General features: G+C 65.2%; 17 protein-coding genes. 15 read left to right on the forward strand and 2 right to left on the reverse strand.

Features of this window, described 5'->3' with window-relative positions; all coding sequences use genetic code 11:
• Positions 1 to 35 precede the first annotated feature (35 nt).
• Positions 36 to 1,592, reverse strand: coding sequence for a carboxylesterase/lipase family protein (locus M2339_RS01485; protein ID WP_264587732.1), 1,557 nt, complete (start codon positions 1,590 to 1,592; stop codon positions 36 to 38).
• Between the two features lie 260 nt (positions 1,593 to 1,852).
• Here M2339_RS01485 and M2339_RS01490 point away from each other — a divergent pair, with 260 nt between their 5' ends.
• The 8 genes from M2339_RS01490 to M2339_RS01525 all read left to right on the forward strand — a co-directional run bounded on the left by M2339_RS01490 (position 1,853) and on the right by M2339_RS01525 (position 7,689).
• Positions 1,853 to 2,317, forward strand: coding sequence for a MarR family winged helix-turn-helix transcriptional regulator (locus M2339_RS01490; RefSeq protein WP_264587731.1), 465 nt, complete (start codon positions 1,853 to 1,855; stop codon positions 2,315 to 2,317).
• Between the two features lie 140 nt (positions 2,318 to 2,457).
• Positions 2,458 to 2,772, forward strand: coding sequence for a hypothetical protein (locus M2339_RS01495; RefSeq protein ID WP_264579624.1), 315 nt, complete (start codon positions 2,458 to 2,460; stop codon positions 2,770 to 2,772).
• Positions 2,773 to 2,816: 44 nt separating this feature from the next.
• A complete protein-coding gene (locus tag M2339_RS01500) occupies positions 2,817 to 4,304 on the forward strand; it encodes a carotenoid oxygenase family protein (RefSeq protein WP_264587730.1) in 1,488 nt (495 codons plus the stop codon).
• A gap of 44 nt (positions 4,305 to 4,348) precedes the next feature.
• A complete protein-coding gene (locus M2339_RS01505; RefSeq protein ID WP_264587729.1) occupies positions 4,349 to 4,939 on the forward strand; it encodes a nuclear transport factor 2 family protein in 591 nt (196 codons plus the stop codon).
• Between the two features lie 136 nt (positions 4,940 to 5,075).
• Complete coding sequence (locus M2339_RS01510; RefSeq protein ID WP_264587728.1) at positions 5,076 to 5,735, forward strand: HAD-IA family hydrolase; 660 nt, start codon at positions 5,076 to 5,078, stop codon at positions 5,733 to 5,735.
• Positions 5,732 to 6,022 carry a purine permease gene (locus tag M2339_RS01515; protein ID WP_264587727.1) on the forward strand — a complete coding sequence of 97 codons (291 nt, stop codon included), beginning with the start codon at positions 5,732 to 5,734 and terminating at the stop codon, positions 6,020 to 6,022. The genes M2339_RS01510 and M2339_RS01515 overlap by 4 nt, the downstream gene beginning before the upstream one ends.
• 8 nt (positions 6,023 to 6,030) lie before the next feature.
• On the forward strand, positions 6,031 to 6,729 hold the full coding sequence (locus M2339_RS01520) for an ATP12 family chaperone protein (RefSeq protein WP_264587726.1): 699 nt from the start codon (positions 6,031 to 6,033) through the stop codon (positions 6,727 to 6,729).
• Positions 6,730 to 6,768: 39 nt separating this feature from the next.
• Positions 6,769 to 7,689 (forward strand): ABC transporter ATP-binding protein, encoded by a 921-nt coding sequence (locus M2339_RS01525; protein WP_181560445.1) that lies wholly within the window; start codon positions 6,769 to 6,771, stop codon positions 7,687 to 7,689.
• Positions 7,690 to 7,778: 89 nt separating this feature from the next.
• Here M2339_RS01525 and M2339_RS01530 read toward each other — a convergent pair whose 3' ends face one another.
• Positions 7,779 to 8,447: a PEPxxWA-CTERM sorting domain-containing protein gene (locus M2339_RS01530; RefSeq protein ID WP_264587725.1), complete on the reverse strand. Its 669-nt coding sequence runs from the start codon at positions 8,445 to 8,447 to the stop codon at positions 7,779 to 7,781.
• Between the two features lie 228 nt (positions 8,448 to 8,675).
• On the opposite strand from M2339_RS01530, the gene nadB reads away from it, so the two are divergent.
• From nadB to argF, 7 genes are all read left to right on the forward strand, one after another.
• On the forward strand, positions 8,676 to 10,280 hold the full coding sequence (nadB, locus tag M2339_RS01535; RefSeq protein ID WP_264587724.1) for an L-aspartate oxidase: 1,605 nt from the start codon (positions 8,676 to 8,678) through the stop codon (positions 10,278 to 10,280).
• 322 nt (positions 10,281 to 10,602) lie between these two features.
• Positions 10,603 to 11,826, forward strand: a complete 1,224-nt coding sequence (locus M2339_RS01540) for a class A beta-lactamase-related serine hydrolase (protein ID WP_264587723.1) — start codon at positions 10,603 to 10,605, stop codon at positions 11,824 to 11,826.
• Between the two features lie 86 nt (positions 11,827 to 11,912).
• Positions 11,913 to 12,953 (forward strand): glycosyltransferase family 2 protein, encoded by a 1,041-nt coding sequence (locus M2339_RS01545; protein ID WP_181560442.1) that lies wholly within the window; start codon positions 11,913 to 11,915, stop codon positions 12,951 to 12,953.
• Positions 12,950 to 13,990 (forward strand): glycosyltransferase family 2 protein, encoded by a 1,041-nt coding sequence (locus tag M2339_RS01550; RefSeq protein ID WP_181560441.1) that lies wholly within the window; start codon positions 12,950 to 12,952, stop codon positions 13,988 to 13,990. The genes M2339_RS01545 and M2339_RS01550 overlap by 4 nt, the downstream gene beginning before the upstream one ends.
• Positions 13,987 to 14,502, forward strand: a complete 516-nt coding sequence (locus M2339_RS01555; RefSeq protein ID WP_220128556.1) for a serine O-acetyltransferase — start codon at positions 13,987 to 13,989, stop codon at positions 14,500 to 14,502. The genes M2339_RS01550 and M2339_RS01555 overlap by 4 nt, the downstream gene beginning before the upstream one ends.
• A 116-nt stretch (positions 14,503 to 14,618) precedes the next feature.
• Positions 14,619 to 15,818: an aspartate aminotransferase family protein gene (locus M2339_RS01560; protein ID WP_264587722.1), complete on the forward strand. Its 1,200-nt coding sequence runs from the start codon at positions 14,619 to 14,621 to the stop codon at positions 15,816 to 15,818.
• Complete coding sequence (argF, locus tag M2339_RS01565) at positions 15,815 to 16,744, forward strand: ornithine carbamoyltransferase (RefSeq protein ID WP_264579611.1); 930 nt, start codon at positions 15,815 to 15,817, stop codon at positions 16,742 to 16,744. Before M2339_RS01560 ends, argF begins: the two co-directional genes overlap by 4 nt.
• The last annotated feature ends 5 nt before the right edge of the window (positions 16,745 to 16,749 follow it).

Raw genomic sequence — 16,749 nt, forward strand, 5'->3', positions numbered from 1 at the left:
CGAACGGAGGGAATGTCCTTGCGGTCCCCGCGCGCCTAGCCTTCCACCAGATCGCCCATGATCTCGCGCGCGAGCTGGCCTGCGTCGGGCTCCACGCGGCAGGACTGATCGAACAGCATCGTCGCGCGGGTGCTCCGCTGATAGGCGGGCCAGTGCGGCAATCCGCTCGCCCGATCGTTGGGATCGCCATTGGTGGCGAAAGCGACCCAGGCGCTGCTCATCGTCGCCGCGAGCGTGAGCGGGGCGTCGCCTTCACCCAGCAGGGCTCGGGCGGACTGCGGCGTATTCAGAATGAACGGCGTTTCCATGGTGTGAAGGGCGCCCAGCTTCCCGCCGAGCGCGGGGCTCTGATAATCGAGCCGGTACATGAAGGCCGGCGCGCCTTCCTTGCGCTCGGCCTGCGCGATGATCGGTGCCTGGATGGAATAGTCGCTGAACAACTGGAGGAAGAGCCGGCTCGGCGTGGCCTCGGGATAGGCCTGCCGGTAGCGGCTGAGGACTCTGCCGGTGCGGTCGCCGAGAAACGCCTGGGAGCGGGCCTCGAGGCCGGCCTCGTCCAGCGTGAAGGCGCCGGGATCATTGCCCCAGAAGAAGCTCATTTCCTGCGCGTTGCAGCCGATGAGCATCGGGATGGCGTTGGTGAGCGGCGCCGCGCGGGGCGAGAAGGGGTGTTGCGGGAGCAACAGCGGATCGAGCACCGGCGCGAAACAGGGCAGATGCGTGAAGTTGCGCGGCTTCAAATCGTCCGCCACCGCATGATAGCCTGCAAGCAGGGTCTGCACGGGCAGGGTGAGCAGGCTCTGCCAGTTGTCGCGCGGGATGTTCAGCCGGTGCAGGAGCCGGTCCGTCGCGGCCGCCGCACCGTCCCGCTCCATGAAGCGCAGCGCCGGGCCGCTCTGCACGCCGGCACGGTGGATGAGGCCCTGTGCGGCGGGGCTGCTCATCAGGAAGCTGGTCTTCATTCCGCCGCCGGAGGTGCCGAACACCATGATGCGCGCCGGGTCGCCGCCGAAATTCTCGATATTGTCGCGGATCCAGCCGAGCGCGGCGATAATGTCCTGCATCCCTGCATTGCCGGCATGCGCGAATTCGTCGCTCTCCGTCAGGCCGGCGAGGTGGGTGTAGCCAAAGGCATTGAGGCGATGGTTGAGACTGACGAATACGACATCGCCGCCCGCAGCGAGCTTGCTGCCGTCCACCGCCGAGCCTGAGCCGCCATAGAAGAAGCCGCCATGCAGCGAGACCAGCACCGGGCGCTTGCGGCCATCGCGCAACCCGCTGGTCCAGATGTTCAGGAACAGGCAGTCCTCCGATTCCGGGAGCGGCGGGGGTGGGGGCGGCGCATTGGCCGGGCGCGGCAGTTGCGCAAGGATGACATAAGGCGGGCCGGGCGGCGGATTGGGGTTGGATTGCGGCGCGCTGGCCCCGAATGCGAGCGCATCGGTAATGCCTGTCCAGGCCTCCGGCGCGACGGGCGGGCGGAAGCGCTCGGCCCGCGCATAGCGAATGCCGCGAAACGCCATCACATCGCCTTCGAGGCGGCCGCGCAGGCGCCCATATTGCGTGTCGGCAATCGGTTCGGATGATGTCATCGCAAAAGCCCTTGGCAGAATGATGGCGGGAGCGGTCGTCGCAGCAAAGACGGCTTTCAATGCCGTTCGTCTGCTGACGCCGGGGTGAGCGGGCATGGCAGGCTCCTCTGGTTCGCCTCATTCTAGGAAGTCCGGTCCGCTCGCAATTTGCGGACAGGGAACTCTTGTTCGTCTGCCGGTGAACTGGGCTGCCGAAGATGGCCGGCGCGCGCGCATGAGGGTCGACAGGGCGCATCGCCCGCGCCAAGGCTGGAGCGGACATGAGCGAGGCGGCGGTGGAACGAACAGAGCAGCTGAAAGAAAGGGGCTTCCAGTTGGCCGGGCTGGAGCACACCTTCGGCTTTTTGCTCCATGCGGCCTGGCGCGATGCCTCGACGACGTTCAACCGCTTCTTCGCCGGCACGGACATGACGCCGAGCGCTTATTCCGTCCTCCTGCTGATCCACAGCAATCCCGGTTGCGCGCCCGGCGACCTCTCTGAGATCATGGGCATCACCTCCAACAATATGACGCGCCTTCTCGACGATCTGGTCAAGCGCGGCTTCGTGGCGCGGGAGGTGTGCGAAGCGGATCGTCGCGTGCGCCTGCTGCGGATGACAGCGGCGGGCACGGATTTTCTGGCCGAGCTGCGGCGTTGCCACGATGCCTATGAAGCGCATTTCGATTCGCGGATCGGGCCGGAGCGGATCGCCCAGCTTTGCGAGCTCTTGCGCCGGTTCGGCTGACCGCCCGCTGCCGGACGTGGCGCAAGGCGGTTTGCCCACCGGCGGCTTGTTCCCGGCAATGCAAAGCACGATGCGTCGCCAGTAAAGCCCCGCGGGGCCGGCCCTTCTAACGATCATGTGCAATTGCAGGAGAGCAGCACGTGTCGGTGGAGTCGGACAATCGGGCGCATCGTCCCCGGTTGGCGCATGAACTGGGGCTTCTGGCCAGCCGCCGCCAGATGTTGCGCGGGGCCTGCGTCGGCGCCTTGCTGATCGGCGCGGGCGGCTCCGCCGTGCTGGCGCGTGCGGCTGGACCAACCCGGATGGATGCCGTGCTGTCCTTCCATTCCAACGAACCGTGGCTGGACCGCACCGGCCGCGCCGCGCCCTGGCATCCGCCGCGCGGGTGCCGCAGCGGCGAGGGCGTGGAGCCGCTGTCGGACGAGATGCTGCGCAGAGTGAATTGTTATGTCTGAACGGGTCTGCCGAGATGTGCGGCTGCCCTTGACCGGAGGTTCAAGTGGTCGATTTTTCTTCTGATCCGGCCAAGCGCGGCTTCTTTTCCCCGCAGCGCTACGATGCCGAGATTCTCGAATGCGAAGTGCAGGGCACACTGCCCGCCGATCTGGTCGGCACCTTCGTGCGCTTGGGCGGTGAATGGTATTATCCGCCGAGCAAGCCGGACGATGCGATGCTGCATACCGACGGTTATGTCAGCACCTTCCGGTTCAAGGATGGGCGCGTCTCTTACAAGGGCAAGTTCGTCCGCACGCCGCGCTTCCAAGCCAATCTCAAGGCGGGTCGGCAGCTCTTTGGCTATTATCGCAATCGCTTTACCGACGATCCCAGCGTGCAGGGCATCGACGGCACCGTCTCCAACACCACGCCGCTGGTCCATGGCGGAAAGTTGTTCACGCTCAAGGAGGATTCGCTGCCGCAGCAGATCGATCCGGTGACGCTGGACACGATCGGCGCGTGGGATTTCGACGGCAAGTATAAGAGCCAGACCTTCACGGCGCACCCGAAGATCGACCCGTTCACCGGCGAGATGATCGCTTATGGTTATGAGGCGACGGGGCCGGCCTCCAAGGACGTGTTCGTCTACGCGATGGACAAGGCGGGCCGGGTGACGCGCGAGACGCGGTTCGAGGTGCCCTATGTCTCGGTGATGCATGACATTGCCTTGACGGAGAAGCACATCCTCTTCCCGTTCGGTGGTTATGTCACCAGCATGGAGCGCTTGCGCGAAGGTAAGGTTCACTGGGGGTGGGACCGCAGCAAGGACAGCTACATCGGCATCATGCCGCGCGATGGCAACGGCAAGGACATCCGCTGGTTCAAGGGCCCGGAGCGGTGCATGATGCACACGTTCAACGCGCAGACCATCGGCAACAAGGTCGTGCTCTACGCCCCCTTCTACGATTCCAATTTCTTCCCCTTCTTCCCCAATGTCGATGGCTCCCCCTGGGACCCGACGCGGGCCAAGGCCTATGTGCGCCGCCTGACCTTCGACCTCAACTCCAGGAAGGATAGCTGGGAGGAGGAGATCCTGTTCCCGCTGCCCATCGGCGATCTGGGGCGGATCGATCCGCGTTATCTGACGCAGGAAAACCGCTATTGCTTCACGGGCTTCACCGATCCGACCCGGCCGTTCGACGAGGCGCGGGCGGGCAATCTGCGCGGGCGCGTGACGAACAGCTATGCCCGGTTCGATCTCCATACGAACAAGGTCGATCGCTATTTCCCCGGCGATACGCACAGCCTGCAGGAATGCACCTTCATTCCGCGCAGTGCCGATGCGCCGGAGGGCGACGGCTATCTAATCGGCACGGCTTCCAATTATGCGGAGATGCGCTCCGAGCTGATCATTGCCGATGCGCAGCGGCTGGAGGAGGGCGACATCGCCCGCGTGATCCTGCCGTTCCGCGCAGGTCCGCAGGTTCACGGCATCTGGGTTCGGCCGGACGAACTGGCGCCATTTCCAAAAGCAGGAGGCATCGATGCGTGATGAGGGCGAGGCCCTTGAGGCTGCAAAAACAGGAGGAGAGAGATATGGCCATGACGAGACTGCGGTGCCTGACTTTGACGGCCGTAGCGATGGGGCTGGTCATGACCGGTAATGCCCAGGCGCAGAGCCTTTCGGCGGAGGACTATGCGGTCGCGCGCGCCGAGATCGTCAACCTGTCGAACCGGCTCATGATCGCGTCCGACGCGCGGGATGCCGAGACCTATGCGGAGAGCTTCGCCAGTGACGGCGTGCTGGACTGGATCGGCGGGGTGGAACATGGGCGCGAAGCGATCCGCAAGGCCATCGAGGAATGGCGCGGCCAGATCGCGAAAAAGGCGACGATTCCAGCGGACGCCAAGTCGCAGCCACGCACGCGGCATTATGTGCTCAACCACGACATCACGGTGAACCCGGACGGCAAGACCGCGTCGGGCCGGGTCTACTGGTTCGCGCTGACGAACAATACGCCGCAAACCGATGTGCAGGTGCTCTACTTCGGCCATGTCATCGAGGACTATGTGAAGGAGGACGGCAAATGGCTGTTTTCCAAGCGCGCGGTGTTCAACGAATCCCGCCACAATCGGGCATTGTTCTACCCCGAGCTGGGCGAGAAGGACCCGCGTCAGGCGGACTGACCGGCTGTGTTGAGCGTGCGCGGTGCCCGCAAGGGCAGCAATCGCTGGCCTTGCGTGCCTCGGGCGCGTCTGGCACGGGCGGCTGGACGGTTTGCCCGTCCAGCCACACCCGCCTGATCCGGATGCCTCGCCTGTCATGAGCCTGCGTCTTGCCATTTTCGATTGCGATGGAACGCTGGTCGACAGCCAGCACAGCATCGTCGAGGCCATGGATGGCGCGTTTCGTGCGGTGTCGCTGGTGCCGCCCGACCGCCAGCAGTGCCTTTCGGTCGTGGGCCTCTCCTTGCCTTATGCGATTGCCCGGCTGGTGCCCGATGGCTCCGACGCGCTGCGCGACGAGATTTGCGACCATTATAAGCTGCGCTTCCAGCATCTGCGCGCCTCTGGTGGGCTGCGCGAGCCGCTGTACCCGGGCATCGCCGAGCTGCTGGATCGGCTCGAAGCGCAGGGCTGGCTGCTCGCCATCGCCACCGGCAAATCGGAGCGGGGCTTGCGGTTGCTGCTCGAGCATCATGGCATGGCCAAGCGCTTCGTTTCGTTGCAGACGGCGGATCGCAATCCCTCCAAGCCAGACCCGGCGATGATCGGCGCGGCGCTTGCCGAAGCGGGCGTCGAGCGGGCCAGTGCCGTGATGATCGGCGATACCAGCTTCGATATGCTGATGGCACGGGCGGCCGGGGTCCAGGCGCTGGGCGTGGCCTGGGGTTATCATCGCGCCGAAGAGCTGATCGAAGCCGGTGCTGCATCCGTGGCCATGGACAGTGCCGAGCTGGCGCGCCATATCGGGCTTTCATGACAGAGACGACATCCAAGAGCGCCGGTCCGAACCCGTCCGACGCCGCAGCGCAGACCCGCCGAGCGGCGGCAGCCAAGCAGCGCTTCTATGCGATCAGCCTGTTCCGGCTGTCCGGCGCGTTCATCCTGCTGTTCGGCATGGCAATCTCGCTGGAGCGGTTCGATTGGGTGCAGGGCGACAAGGCGAAGTGGATGGGCGTGATCGTCTCCACCGTCGGCTTCATCCAGTTTCTCATCGTGCCCCGGATGCTGGCGCGCGCGTTCGCGACGCCGAAGGACAAAGGCTGAGCCCCGACATGAAGCGGTTCTGGACTTCCGCGCAGGCGATCGCGAGCGAGGACGGCTGGTCGATCGGGCTGGACGGGCGCGCAGTGCGCACGCCCGCGCGCGCGCTGCTGGTCGTACCCGGTGCGGCGCTGGCGCAGGCGATTGCGGAGGAATGGAACGGGCAGGGCGAGGAGATCGACCCCGCAACCATGCCGATGACCGGCTTTGCCAATGCGACGATCGACCGCGTGCTGCCGGCGCTGGGTGACTTTCGCGGGCAGGTGGCGGCTTATGCCGAGAGCGATCTGCTTTGCTACCGCGCCGATGGACCGCAGACACTTATCGCGCGGCAGGAAGCCCAATGGCAGCCCTTGCTCGACTGGGCTGGCGAGCGCTTTGGCATCGCCTTCGTTATCACGCAGGGCATCATCCCGGTGGATCAGCCCGCGCTGACATTGGCGGGCCTGCGCGCCGCCGTCGAAGCGCTTGATCCCTGGCTGCTCGCAGGCTTTGCCACGCTCGTGCAGATCAGCGGCACGCTGGTCGGTTCGCTCGCGCTGATGGAAGGCAGGCTGTCAGCGGAGGATCTGTTTGCAGCGGCGAGCCTGGATGAGGCCTGGCAGGCCGAGCAATGGGGCGAGGATGCCGAAGAGAGCGCGCGGCTCGCACGTCGTCGCACAGATTTCCTCAACGCGGCGCGCTATTGCGCGCTGGCGGCCGAGCGCTGAGCGTTCCCTTGCTCCGCGATTTGGTCTAGGGCGCGAACCATGACGCAAGCCGCTCTCGAAATTCAGGATCTCTGCAAGACCTACAAGGGCGGCAAGCGCGCGCTGGACGGCGTGAACCTCACCGTGCCGCGCGGCAGCATCTACGGACTGCTGGGCCCCAATGGCGCCGGCAAGTCGACGATGATCAACATCCTCGCCGGGCTGGTCAACAAGACCAGCGGCACGGCGCGGATCTGGGGGTTCGACATCGACCGGGATGCGCGCAACGCGCGGCTCTCGATCGGCATCGTCAATCAGGAAATTCTGTTCGATCCCTTCTTCACGCCGCTGGAAACGCTGGAAAATCAGGCCGGCTATTATGGCGTGCCCAAGGCCGAGCGGCGCTCGATGGACCTGCTGCGCGCGGTGCATCTTGAGGATAAGGCATCGGCTTATTCGCGCACGCTGTCGGGCGGCATGAAGCGGCGGCTGATGGTCGCCAAGGCGATGGTCCATGCCCCGCCGATCCTGGTGCTGGACGAGCCGACGGCAGGCGTCGACATCGAGCTTCGCCAGCAGCTCTGGTCCTATGTCCGCTCGCTCAACGCGCAGGGCGTGACCATCGTGCTCACCACTCACTATCTGGAGGAAGCCGAGGAGCTGTGCGATCGCATCGCGATCATCAATCACGGCCGGCTGATCGCGGACAAGCCGACGCGCGAGCTGGTCGGCATGGCGCGGGAAAAGGTGGTGGAAGTCACCGTCGACCGGGACCTTGGCACGCTGCCCGCGCATGACCGGTTCGAGCGCGTCGAGCGGTCCGACGCGCGGAGCCTCAAGATCACCTATCTCAAGGACAAGGCCACGGCGGGCGATGTGCTCAATGTCGTGCAGGCTCAGGGCTATAGCATCGTGGACGTCTCCACGCACGATCCCGACCTTGAAGACGTCTTCCTGACTCTCACCCGCGCGGACGGTTGAAGAAACCTCTCACGCGTCAGACATGATGCGCAAAATGAAGGCCGCCGATTTGCACCGGCGGCCTTTCATGTGTTCAGACTGAGCGAGGCTCAGGCGAAGCTGGTCGAAACCCGACGACGACGCAGCTGCATGCCGGCGAGCGCGAAGCCACCGATCATGAGAGCCCAGGTCGCCGGCTCGGGAACCGCAGCCATCGACACATTGTCGACCACGAAGTCGGCTGCCGTGCTGCCGTCACCGAAGAAATTGAACTTCAGATTGGCCAGGCCGCTGTTCGTCGCGGTGAACTGCGTCGTGAAGGTGTACCAGGTCTGCGGCGTGGTGCCGCTCACGCTGCCCGCCGTGAGAGTCAGCCCCGCCGGTACATCGTCGATCAGGAACTGGAGCGAGGCGTCGAACGGATTGCCATAGCCATTCAGCGGCACAAAGTAATCGAACGACAGATAGTAGCTCACGCCGGCAACCACGTTCACGCTCTGCGAGAGCGAGTCAGGGTTGGCCGTGTCGGACGAGAAATAGGCGCCATAGGTGCCGCCGCCAGCCGGGGCGGGAATGGATTCGCCATAGGCACCGGTCGGGTAACCCGAGCCCTGACCATAAGCGATCACGACCGGAGCCGTGCCGCCGCCGACATTGCTCAACGACCAGCCGCTGAAGCTGCCCGACTCGAAGCCACCATTGGTGACGAGATTGGCCGCCATGGCGGGGCCAGTCAGGGCGAGCGCGACAGCCGTCCCCAGAAAATAAAGTGATTTCATGATCTTTTCTCCCACACGCAAACGCACAAGGCGTCACACGAGGCTTTGTACTCCATTTCGCGATATATTTCCTCTTCGTTAACTATCTTCCCGTGAGCTTCCGCCGAATAATCGGAAAGATCGTTCTCGATCAGTCTATTACGAGCTGCCGCATTGCAAAGCGCCGCGCGCAGGCTAGGACACGGCATTGCGCGCCATTCCACCACGCGGCCGCTCGGGACTTTGTGCATGACCATTTCCACGCATAACATCATCATCATCGGATCGGGCGCGGCCGGCCTGACCGCCGCCATTAACCTGGCGCAGACGCACAAGGTGCTGGTGCTCGCCAAGGGCGCGCTCGATTCCGGTTCGACCAACTGGGCGCAGGGCGGCATTGCGGCAGTGCTCGATGGCGGGGACAGCTTTGCGGCGCATGTCGAGGATACCATGGTCGCCGGCGGTGGGCTGAACGACCGGGCGACGGTGGAGTTCGTCGTGTCCGAAGCCCCGGCCGCGATCGAGCGGCTGGCGGCGCTGGGCGTGCCATTCAATGCGGGCGAGGCCTTTGGCGAGCGCTGGCACCTCACGCGCGAGGGCGGGCATTCGCACCGCCGCATCGTGCATGTCGATGATGCGACCGGTCATGCGGTGCAGGTCGCGCTGATGGCCGCCGCACGCGCCAATCCGAACATCACCCTGATGGAGAATATGGTCGCGATCGACCTGATCACCTCCCGTCATGGCGAGCGCTATTCCGGCGATGGCCGGGTGTGGGGTGTCTATGCGCTCGACAGCAAGGCCGGGCGCGTGGAAGCCTTTGTGGGTCGGGCGACGATCCTCGCGACGGGCGGGGCAGGCCGCACCTATCTGTTTTCCACCGCGCCACGTGGCGCGACCGGGGACGGGATCGCCATGGCCTGGCGGGCCGGCTGCCGCGTCTCCAATATGGAAATGATGCAGTTCCATCCCACCTGCCTCTACAATCTGGAGGTCAAGAACTTCCTGATTACCGAGGCGATGCGGGGCGAGGGCGGCAAGCTCAAACTGCCCGCGGGCGTGCCCGGCGGCGGCGAGCGGTTCATGGACCGGTTCGACCCGCGTGGCGAACTTGCGCCGCGCGATGTCGTGGCTCGTGCTATCGACCATGAAATCAAGCGGCTTGGGCTGGATTATGTCCATCTCGACATCAGCCACCAGCCGCCCGAGTTCATCAAGGAGCATTTCCCGACCATCTATGCGCGGCTGCTGAGCCTGGGCATCGACATCACCAAGGAGCCGATCCCGGTGGTGCCGGCGCAGCATTACACCTGCGGCGGCGTGGTGATCGACCTCGATGGGCGCACTGATCTGCCGGGCCTCTATGCAGCGGGTGAGGTGACGGAAAGCGGCCTGCATGGCGCCAATCGCCTGGCTTCCAACTCGCTGCTCGAATGCTTCGTGTTCGGCGAGGCGGCTGCCAATCACATCCGGGCGACATGGGCCGATCTCCCCGCGCCGCCGCCGATCCGGGCGTGGGACGAAAGCCGTGTGACGGACAGCGACGAGGAAGTCGTCGTGACCCATAACTGGAAGGAAATCCGCCGGTTCATGTGGGATTATGTCGGCATCGTCCGCTCGACCAAGCGGCTGGAGCGGGCGCAGCACCGCGCCGACCTGCTCGCGCGCGAAGTCGATGATTATTACGGCAATTTCCGCGTGACGTCCGACCTCATCGAGTTGCGCAATCTGCTTGAAGTCGCCCGGCTGATCATCCGCAGCGCGCTCAAGCGCAAGGAGAGCCGGGGCTTGCATTACACGCTCGATCATCCCGACATGCTGCCGGAGGCTGTCGATACGGTGCTGGTGCCCTGACGGCAGAATGAGCAAAAAAAGGGCGCGATGGCCAGGCCGTCGCGCCCTGAGGTTCTGACTAGGAGGGAAAACAGCAGAGCTGCCTTCAACGCTTCGACTGCGGATCGTCGCGTCACGATGTTTATGGGCGATGCCGGCGCCGCGCGCTTTGACAGAGATCAAACCGTTGCGATTTGCAATAATTAGGGCAGCGCTTGTTCCCGCGACATCCTCACTTTGTCGCAAAAGGGATTCGGTACACCGCAACTGATCGCTTCGTTCTGGAATTATTCTCCGTGCTCGGTCAGTATATCCCTATGTTCGGCAAGGAAGATTTCAGCGCGTGAGGCAGGGTCTGGGGCCATTGTCGGCGGCGCTCGCGGTGCTCGCATTGGCGAGTTCGTGCACCGCCATTCCGTCATCGACACATCCAAGCGCGCGGATCGCAGCGCCGGCGCAGCCCGCCGTCCGCTACGCGCCGCCGCGCGAAGTCGTGCAGCCGGTCCCGCAGCAGGCCGCCGTTCAGCGGGTGCAGCGCGGCGGCACGGTGAGCGCGCCTTGGCTGCCCAATCGCAATGCCGTTCCCACGCCGCGCGTGCCGGTCACGGCAGCGCCGCCTGCGCTGGTCGCCAGCATTCAGGCGCTCGGGCGCCAGTTCAATGGCAAGGTCGGCATCGCCGTGCAGAGCGTGGATGCGGGGTGGACCGTCTCGCATAATGGCGATCTGCTGTTCCCGCAGCAGAGCGTCTCCAAGCTGTGGGTGGCGATGACCATGCTCGATGCCGTGGACCGCGGCAAGCTGACCCTGGACCGGGATGTCACCATCCGTCCGTCCGACCTGACGCTCTTCCATCAGCCCATTGCGGCGCTGGTGAACAGCGAGAAGGGCTACACCACCTCGCTGCGCAGCCTGTTCGAGCGGGCGATGACGCAGAGTGACAATACCGCGAACGATTCGGTTTTGCGCACCGTTGGCGGGCCGGACGCCGTGCGCAGCTATCTGGCGCGCCGGTTCATCGGATCGGACAGCATCAGGTTCGGCCCCGGCGAGCGGCTGTTGCAGAGCCAGACGGCCGGGCTGACCTGGTCGCAAAACATGTCCGCCGGGCGCAATTTCTATGCCGCGCGGTCCAACCTGCCGCGCTCCGTGCGCGAGCGGGCGCTCGACAGCTATCTGGCCGATCCGCCCGACGGTGCGGCGCCGCTGGCCATCGTGGGCGCGCTGGCGCGGCTCCAGAAGGGCGAGATGCTCTCACCATCTTCGACGCAGGTTCTGCTGGCGACGATGGAGCGCGCCAAGACCGGCCCGCAACGGATCAAGGCCGGCGTTCCGGCCGGCTGGACCTATCTCCACAAGACCGGCACCGGGCAGGATCTGGCGCCGCGCTCGACTGGCTATAATGATGTCGGCATCATGACCGCGCCGGATGGCTCGAGCTATGCGATTGCGGTGATGATCGGCGAGACCACGGTGGGCATTCCGCAGCGCTGGGAGCTGATGCAGGCGGTCTCCCGTGCGGTCGGCACGCTGCACCAGGGCGGCGCCCGCTACAGCGCCGCGCGCTGACCATAGCTTTCGTTTAGGAAATGCCGCTAAGAGCGGGGCGGGGCGGCGTCGACCGCGCCGGTCCATGATGCCTTATCGGAACCGACATGCCTGCCACTTCTTTTTCCGATCTCGCGATCGTCATCGTCAATTACCGGACGGCGGATTATGTCATCCGCTGCGTGGACTCGCTGGTTGCGGAACGGGTGCAGGCAGGGCCATTCGAGGTCATCGTGGTTGACGGTGGCTCGGCTGACGGGTCGGCAGAAAAACTCACCGAGCATTTCGCTCAACCTGAGTGGAACGATTGGGTCACGGTGCTGCCGCTGGAGCGCAATGGCGGCTTTGGCTGGGCCAATAATCAGGCGATGTTGCGCCTGCTCCAGCGCCCCGCGCCGCCGGCCTTCATTCATGTGCTGAATCCCGACACGCTGGTCCAGCCCGGCGCGATCACGGCCTTGCTGGAGGCCATGCACGCGCGCCCGCGCGCCGGGGCCGTTTGCAGTCGCCTGTTGGAGCCGGATGGCGCGCTGGCCGGCTCCGCTTTTCGCTTCCCGACGCCGGGCCGGGAGTTCGTTCGGGGATGCGGCATGGCCAAACTCGGGACGATGCTCGGCATTGCACCGACTTTGGTCGAGGGCGAGACGCCCGTCACCGCAGACTGGCTCACCGGCGCCAGCGTCCTGTTCCGCAGCGCTGCGCTTCGGGAGACCGGATTGTTCGACGATGGCTTCTTCCTCTATTTCGAGGAAGTCGAACTGATGCACCGCATGGGCCGCGCCGGCTGGGAGATGTGGTTCGTGCCGGGCAGCCGCGTGATCCATATTGCCGGGGCCGCCACGGGCGTCGCGAGCGGGGCGCAGGTCGCGGTGCGACCCTATCCGGCTTATCGTTTCGAGGCGCGGCGGCGTTATTTTGTGCGCACCGGCGGCGTTGCGCGGCTGTTCAGTGCCAACCTTGCGTGGCTTGCCGGGCGGGCGCTGGCGCTCGCCTCGCGCCCGTTGCGTGGGCCGAGGGCCGACGCCGTTCCGCAGGAGGTGTCGATGACCTTGCGGCATGGCTTCTGGCCCAAGCGGGCGGATGGGCGCGCCTCCATCCCCCGGTGGGATGAGCCAGCAGGTCGTGCGCCGGGCTGGACCGCGCCATGAGCGTCGTGGCGCCGCGCACGGGCATCGTGGCGATTGGCCGGAACGAAGGCGAGCGCTTGAAGCGCTGCCTCAGAAGCGCGCCGGCTGATTGTCCGGTGATCTATGTCGATTCGGGTTCGACGGATGGCAGCATCGCCTTCGCGCGGAGCCTCGGCATTGGCGTGGTGGAGCTGGATGTCGCGACGCCTTTCACTGCGGCGCGTGCGCGCAATGCCGGATGGCGGCGCCTGCTGGCGGATCATCCCACGCTCGATTTCGTTCAATTCGTCGATGGCGATTGCGAACTTGCGCCGGACTGGATCGGTCGGGCCGAACAGGCGCTGGATGCCGAGCCGGGACTGTGCGCGGTCTTCGGGCGGCGTCGCGAGCGCTTCCCCGCTGCCAGCTTCTACAACGCGCTGTGCGACGATGAATGGAATGTCCCCGTTGGGCTGGTCGAGGCCTGTGGGGGCGATGTGCTGTTCCGCGTGGCGGCGCTGTCGCAAGCCGATGGCTATGACGGCAGCCTGATTGCCGGCGAAGAGCCTGACCTTTGCCTGCGTCTTGGTGGGATGGGCTGGCAGGTGCGGCGGATCGACGCGGAAATGACGCTGCACGATGCCGACATTCACCATGCGCGCCAACAATGGCTGCGTGCGCGCCGGGCCGGCTATGCCTTTGCCGAGCATGTCGCGCGTCATGGCGATGCGGCATTTCCGAGCTGGCGCCGCCAGCGCAACAGCATCCTGCTGTGGGGCGGTATGATCCCGCTCCTCATCCTGGGCGCGATCCTGCTCGGGCTGGTATCGGGCGTTGCGCCGTTGATCTGGGCTGCGCTTGCGATGCTGCTGATGTATCCCGCTCAGGTCGTGCGGATCGCGGCCCGCAAGCGCGCGGCGGGGTCGCCCCTGCGCTTCGCCATGGGCTATGGTCTGTGGATGATGCTCGGCAAGTTCGCGCAATTCGGCGGCTTGGCGCGCTATCATCTGCGCGCGCGGGGGGGAGGGCCGGCCCGGCTTATCGAATATAAGGGCGCAGAAGGGAGTGCGCGGCCATGAGCTTCAAAGACATGTGTCAGCTCGTGCGCGAGGATTATGCGGCGCATGGGCGCGAATGGACCCGGCCGGGTTTCCGCACCTTGTTCTGGCACCGGTTCGGCAACTGGCGGATGACGGTGCGCTCCAAGCTGCTGCGGGGGCCGCTCAGCATGATCTATCGCTGGGGCTACCGGCATTGCCGCAATGTCTATGGCATCGAGATTCCCTACACCGCGACGATCGGTCGGGGCGTGATCGTCGAGCATCAGGGCGGCATCGTGGTGCACGGGGCCAGCATCATTGGCGATGGCTCGATCATTCGGCAGAACTGCACGCTGGGCTTGCGGTCCTTGCAACGGCTTGATGAAGCCCCGATTATCGGGCGGAATGTGAACATCGGCGCCGGTGCCGTGATCATGGGCCGCGTGACGATTGGCGATGGCGCCGCCATTGGCGCGAACGCGGTGGTGATGACGGATGTGCCCCCCGGTGCTCTCGCGGTCGGCGTCCCGGCGGTGGTGAAGGTCCGCTAGGCGCTTTTCTTGCCAACCAGTCCGCACACAGCTATAGCCACCCCCTGACGATGGCGGCCTCGCACGGGCCGCCTTTTTCTGTTTGAAAAGCCGTGCGAGGAAGGAAGAGTAGTCTTATGTCTATCACCCCGCTCATGCCCGTTTATCCCCGGTGCGATGTGCGTCCGGTGCGAGGCGAGGGCTGCTATCTGATCGGCGAGCGCGGCGAGCGTTATCTGGATTTTGCGAGCGGCATCGCGGTCAATGCGCTGGGTCATGGCCACCCGCACCTCGTGAAAGCGATTGCCGAGCAGGCCGCGACGCTCATGCACGTCTCCAACCTCTACGGCTCGCCGCAGGGCGAGGCGTTTGCGCAGCGCATTGTCGAGAACAGCTTTGCCGATACGGTGTTCTTCACCAACAGCGGCGCGGAAGCGGTGGAATGCGCGATCAAGACCGCGCGGCGCTATCACTTCGCCAATGGCAACCCGCAGCGGCACAAGCTGATCACGTTCAAGAACGCCTTCCATGGGCGGACTTTGGGCACGATCAGCGCCACCGACCAGCCCAAGATGCGCGACGGGTTCGAGCCGCTTCTGCCCGGCTTCGATTATGTGTCGTTCAACGATCTCGATGGCGCGCTGGCGCTGATCGATGATGAAACCGCCGGCTTCCTCGTGGAGACGGTGCAGGGCGAGGGCGGTCTGACCGCCGGCAAGCCCGAGTTCATCAAGGGCCTGCGCGAGGCGGCGGACAAGCATGGGCTGCTGCTGGTGCTCGATGAAGTGCAGTGTGGTTATGGCCGCACCGGCAAGTTCTTCGCGCATGAGCATTATGGCGTGAAGCCCGATGTGATGGCCGTGGCCAAGGGCATTGGCGGCGGCTTCCCGCTCGGTGCCTGCCTTGCGACGGAAGAAGCCGCCAAGGGCATGGTGTTCGGCACGCACGGCAGCACCTATGGCGGCAATCCGCTGGCGATGGCGGCGGGCATGGCGGTGCTGGACGTGCTGCTGGAGCCGGGCTTCCTGGAGCAGGTCGCGGCAACCGGCGAGCGGCTGCGCGGCGCGCTGGAGCAGCTCATCCCCAATCATGACGATGTCTTCGAAGAAGTGCGTGGCCTCGGCCTCATGCTCGGCGTGAAGCTGAAGCCGCAGGTGGAAGCACGCAACTTCGTGGCGCATCTGCGCGACAATCACGGCCTGCTGACCGTCTCGGCCGGCGAGAATGTCGTGCGCATCCTGCCGCCGCTGGTGATCGAGCAGTCTCACATCGACGAAGCGATCGCCAAGCTCTCCGCTGGGGCTGCCAGCATCAAGGCAGAGGCGAACGCATCATGATCCGGCATTTCCGCAATCTCACGGATGCAGGCGGCGACGCGCTCGCGGCCATTCTCAACGATGCGATGGCCCGCAAGGCCGCGCGCGCGGGCATGCCCAAGGGCGCTGTCGACAAGGACGCGCCGCTGGCGGGTCGCACGCTCGCCATGATCTTCGAGAAGAACTCGACGCGTACGCGTGTGAGCTTCGACATGGCGATCCGCCAGCTCGGCGGTTCGTCGCTGATCCTGGACAGCGGCACGACCCAGCTCGGTCGTGGCGAGACGGTGGCGGATACCGCCCGCGTGCTGAGCCGCATGGTCGATCTGATCATGATCCGCACCGACGATCACGCCAAGATCGAGGAAATGGCGCATCATGCGACCGTTCCGGTGATCAACGGCCTGACCGATCTCTCGCATCCCTGCCAGATCATGGCCGATCTGCTGACTGTCATCGAGCATGGCCTCGCCTTGCCGGGCAGCCAGTGGGCCTGGCTGGGGGATGGCAATAATGTGCTGCACTCGATCATCGAGGCGGCCGGGCTGTTCAAGTTCGACGTGCGCATCGGCGTGCCGGAAGGGTTCGATCCCGATCCGCGCTTTGCGCAGGCGGCGCGGGCTGGGGGGGCTACGATCACGCTCACTCGCGATGCGGTGGAGGCGGCCAGCGGCGCGGACGTCGTCGTAACCGACACATGGATTTCCATGGGTCAGGCCGGCGGCGACGCCAAGTTGCGCGCGATGATGCCCTATCAGGTGACGCCCGCGCTGATGGCCCGTGCCAAGCCGGATGCGAAATTCCTGCACTGCCTGCCGGCCCATCGCGGGGAAGAGGTGCTGGAAGAGGTGATCGATGGTCCGCAGTCGCTGATCTGGGATGAGGCCGAGAACCGCCTCCATGCCCAGAAATCGGTGCTGCTCTGGGCGGCGGGCCTGATTGGCTAGGACCA

The organism is Sphingobium sp. B2D3C (assembly GCF_025961835.1).
Taxonomy (GTDB): Bacteria; Pseudomonadota; Alphaproteobacteria; order Sphingomonadales; family Sphingomonadaceae; genus Sphingobium.

Bases quoted from the DNA above. Each gene is read 5' to 3' on its own strand.
- M2339_RS01510 (WP_264587728.1), top strand. From the start codon at position 5,076: ATGAGCCTGCGTCTTGCCATTTTCGATTGCGATGGAACGCTGGTCGAC.
- M2339_RS01490 (WP_264587731.1), top strand. From the start codon at position 1,853: ATGAGCGAGGCGGCGGTGGAACGAACAGAGCAGCTGAAAGAAAGGGGC.
- M2339_RS01545 (WP_181560442.1), top strand. From the start codon at position 11,913: ATGCCTGCCACTTCTTTTTCCGATCTCGCGATCGTCATCGTCAATTAC.
- M2339_RS01525 (WP_181560445.1), top strand. From the start codon at position 6,769: ATGACGCAAGCCGCTCTCGAAATTCAGGATCTCTGCAAGACCTACAAG.
- M2339_RS01530 (WP_264587725.1), bottom strand. From the start codon at position 8,447: ATGAAATCACTTTATTTTCTGGGGACGGCTGTCGCGCTCGCCCTGACT.
- M2339_RS01515 (WP_264587727.1), top strand. From the start codon at position 5,732: ATGACAGAGACGACATCCAAGAGCGCCGGTCCGAACCCGTCCGACGCC.
- M2339_RS01520 (WP_264587726.1), top strand. From the start codon at position 6,031: ATGAAGCGGTTCTGGACTTCCGCGCAGGCGATCGCGAGCGAGGACGGC.
- M2339_RS01555 (WP_220128556.1), top strand. From the start codon at position 13,987: ATGAGCTTCAAAGACATGTGTCAGCTCGTGCGCGAGGATTATGCGGCG.
- M2339_RS01550 (WP_181560441.1), top strand. From the start codon at position 12,950: ATGAGCGTCGTGGCGCCGCGCACGGGCATCGTGGCGATTGGCCGGAAC.
- M2339_RS01485 (WP_264587732.1), bottom strand. From the start codon at position 1,592: ATGACATCATCCGAACCGATTGCCGACACGCAATATGGGCGCCTGCGC.
- M2339_RS01560 (WP_264587722.1), top strand. From the start codon at position 14,619: ATGTCTATCACCCCGCTCATGCCCGTTTATCCCCGGTGCGATGTGCGT.
- M2339_RS01505 (WP_264587729.1), top strand. From the start codon at position 4,349: ATGGCCATGACGAGACTGCGGTGCCTGACTTTGACGGCCGTAGCGATG.
- nadB (WP_264587724.1), top strand. From the start codon at position 8,676: ATGACCATTTCCACGCATAACATCATCATCATCGGATCGGGCGCGGCC.
- argF (WP_264579611.1), top strand. From the start codon at position 15,815: ATGATCCGGCATTTCCGCAATCTCACGGATGCAGGCGGCGACGCGCTC.